At 69.7% G+C, this 3,218-nt stretch carries 2 protein-coding genes and 1 pseudogene; 1 reads left to right on the top strand and 2 read right to left on the bottom strand.

All coding sequences use genetic code 11. The annotated features are described in order from the left end of the window. Positions 1-744: MBL fold metallo-hydrolase (locus VTU_RS0117650; protein ID WP_010106628.1), on the top strand; the 744-nt coding region annotated here is incomplete at its 5' end. Between the two features lie 45 nt (positions 745-789). On the opposite strand, the gene VTU_RS27970 is transcribed toward VTU_RS0117650, so the two are convergent. After that, entirely contained in the window at positions 790-2,907 is a 2,118-nt protein-coding gene (locus VTU_RS27970; RefSeq protein WP_010106626.1) for a putative bifunctional diguanylate cyclase/phosphodiesterase, read from the bottom strand. Beyond that, a pseudogene (locus VTU_RS35035) lies at positions 2,823-3,218 on the bottom strand (hypothetical protein); the annotation flags it as partial. The gene VTU_RS27970 and the pseudogene VTU_RS35035, both read right to left, overlap by 85 nt.

Here is a 3,218-nt window from a genome sequence, read left to right as displayed (position 1 = left end):
ACGGGCTTTATCGCCATCGACCCCGGCCCGGCCGACGCCGAGCACCTGGACAAGCTCTGGCGCGCCGCAGGCGGCGACATCCGCGCGATCGTGTGCACCCACTCGCACGCCGACCATGCGCCCGGCGCCGCCCCCTTGCAGGCCCTGTGCGTGCGGGCCGGGAATGCGCCGCCGCCGATTCTGGGGCTGCCGTCGGCGCCCACGGCACGCGCCGCGAGCCGGTTCACGCCCGACCGGGCGCTGCAGGACAGGGAGTCGCTGGTGCTGCAAGCCAAAGCGCCCGAGCGCGGAATCACCCATACCCTGCAGGTCGTCCACACCCCCGGCCATGCCGCGAACCACCTGTGTCTGCTGCTGCTCGAAGACGGCCTGCTGTTCAGCGGCGACCATGTGCTCAATGGCAGCACCACGGTGGTCGATCCGCCCGACGGGAATATGGCCGACTACCTGGACTCGCTTGAGCGGCTCGACGCCTGCTGCGTGCAGCACGGTGTGGAATTCATCTTGCCCGCGCACGGCTACGTGCTGGGCGATGCGCGCGGCGCGCTGGCCCGCCTCAGGGCGCACCGCCTGGCGCGCGAGGCCAGGGTGCTGGCCGCCATGCAGGCGCTGCCCCGGGGCAGCCTGGAGGACTGGGTGCGCCACGCCTACGACGACGTGCCGCAGCGCATGTGGCCCGTGGCCCAGCGCTCGCTGCTGGCGCATGTGGAGCGCATTCGCGCGTTGCAGCCCGGCAACGACTGAGCCGGCCGGCAGCCAGGACAGGAACCGGCGGTCCTTCCTGCCCCCTCACGGCGCGGGCCGCAATGTGCGCTCGAGCAATTCGCACGGCATGGGGCGACCGAACAGGTAGCCCTGGAAGGCCTTGCAGCCATGGCGGTGCAGGAATTCGAACTGGCCCGTGGTCTCCACCCCCTCGGCCACCACGGACAGGTCCAGGCTGTCGGCCAGGGCCAGGATGGTGCGCACGATGGCTGCGTCGTTGGGGTTGGTTTGCAGGTCGCGCACAAAGCTCTGGTCGATCTTGAGCTGCTCCAGGGGCAGGCGCTTGAGGTAGCTCAGCGACGAATAACCGGTGCCAAAGTCGTCGAGCGAGAAGCCCACGCCATGGCTGCGCAACTGCTCCATGCGCGCGATGCTGTCCTCCACGTCGGCCAGCAGCAGGCTTTCCGTGAGTTCGAGCTTCAGGCGCTCGGGGTTGGCGCCGCTCGCGTCCAGCGTGCCCAGCACCTGCTGGACAAAGTCGGGCTGGCGAAATTGCCGCACGCTCACGTTCACCGAAAGGAAGAACGGCCGCGTGAGCGCGCTGCGCGACCAAGTCACCAATTGGGCGCAGGCGGTCTCCAGCACCCAGTGGCCCAGCGGCAGGATCAGCCCGGTCTGCTCGGCAAGGGGAATGAATTCGGCGGGCGAGACGATCCCCCGGCGCGGGTGGTTCCAGCGCAGCAGGGCCTCGGCGCCCTGCAGGTGGCCCTTGCCGTCGACCACGGGCTGGTAGTACAGCAGTTGTTCCTTTTGTTCCAGTCCGCGGCGCAGGTCGGCCTCCAGGGCCGAGCGGGAGCTGACGGCGGCCTGCATCTCGGGGTCGAAGAAGCGCTGGGTGTTGCGGCCTGCGGCCTTGGCCTGGTACATGGCCAGGTCGGCGTGCTTGAGCAGTTCGTCCACGCTGCACGGCTGCCGGCCAAACAGGGCAATGCCGATGCTCGGCGTGCTGTGGTGGCTGGTCTCGCCCAGCGGGTACGGCTGACCCAGCGTGGTGGCGATGTGGCTGGCCACGTGCGCGGTTTCGGCGCTGGCGTGGGCGCTGTTCGCGCTCAGTCCTTCGAGCAGCACGACGAATTCGTCCCCGCCGAAGCGCGCCACGGTGTCGGTTTCGCGCACGCAGGCTTTCAGGCGCTGCGCGACCTGCAGCAACAGCTGGTCTCCGATGTCGTGGCCCAGGGTGTCGTTCAGGTCCTTGAAGTTGTCCAAGTCGATGAACAGCAATGCGCCCTGGGTGCTGGAGTGCGTCGCCGCCACCGTGGCGCGCTGCAGGCGGTCGAGCAGCAGGCGGCGGTTCGGCAGGCCGGTCAGCGCGTCGTAGAACGCCAGGCGTTCGATTTGGCTTTCCGCCTGTTTGCGTCCGGTGATGTTGCGGCCCACGCCACGGTAGCCGCGCAGCGCGCCACTGGCGTCGAGCAGGGGCACACCGCTGACGGAGAGCCAGTACACGCTGCCGTCGGGGTGCCGGCGCGCAAGCTCCAGGTCACGAAACGGCTGCTGCGCGGCGAGCACGGCGCGGTGCGCGGCCCAGTCGGACTCGGTCATGTTCAGCGCGCCGATCTCCCAGCGCGTGCGGCCCAGCACGTCTGGCAGCGCCATGCCACTGCCGACCAAGTCCCCCACCAACTGGACGAAGCGGCCCTGCGCATCGAGCTCCCAGTACCAGTCGGAAGAAAGATCGCTGAGCGAGCGAAAGCGCGCTTCGCTCTCGCGCAATTCATTCTCCACGCGCACGTAGTCGCTCACGTCGGTAAAGGTGCGCACCAGGCTGCCGTCGGGCAGCGAGGTGGTGCGCACCTCGAACGTGCGGCCGTCGCGCGTGGTGCGCCAGTAAAGCGCCGGGGACGGGACCACGCCGACCTGGGCCAAGTAGTCGTGCCCGCAGGGGTCCACCAGGTTGTAGTCCTCGCCAAAGTCGCCGCGCTCGGCCTGCATGCGGGTCAGGTCCGCGAGCATGGGGCGCGTGGCGAGCAGCGCTTCCGGCAGGTTGAGCAGTTCCAGCACGCGCTGGTTGTAGACGGTGATGCGCCCGTCGGGCCCGGTCTTGAGGATTCCCTGGCTCATGCTCGCCAGCGTGGCCTGTAGCGCCGAGCGCTGCTCCTGCAGCATGGACAGCGCCTCCTGCCAGATGCGGGCGTCGACCATGCGTGCCGGCTGGCCGGGCTCCTGGCCACTCCCCCGGGCTTTTGCATCAGGGCCGCCAGGCGGTGCAGCAGCTCATTCAGATGCGCCGTGCCATCCGCGTCGCGCAGCACATAGTCGCCCAGCCCGCAGCGGAAAGCGCGCGCGGCCAGGGCCTCCTGCGCGGAATCGATGCACAGCAGCACCGGGTGGCTGGCGCACAGCTCGAGCAGGCCGGGCGGCTCCTGGTCCGAGGATCGCAGGCACAGCACCACGGCGTCCCAGGCATGCGAGGCGAGCGGCGCCCGCGCGGTTTCGGGGCTGGGGCTGTGCAC

This window comes from Verminephrobacter aporrectodeae subsp. tuberculatae At4 (assembly GCF_000193225.1).
GTDB lineage: Bacteria > Pseudomonadota > Gammaproteobacteria > Burkholderiales > Burkholderiaceae_C > Acidovorax > Acidovorax aporrectodeae.
The sequence above is the reverse complement of the archived record's forward strand: the minus strand, read 5'-3'. Positions and strand labels throughout refer to the sequence as shown.

Excerpts from the sequence above, each read along its gene's own strand:
- VTU_RS27970 (WP_010106626.1), bottom strand. The coding sequence starts at position 2,907 with ATGGTCGACGCCCGCATCTGGCAGGAGGCGCTGTCCATGCTGCAGGAG.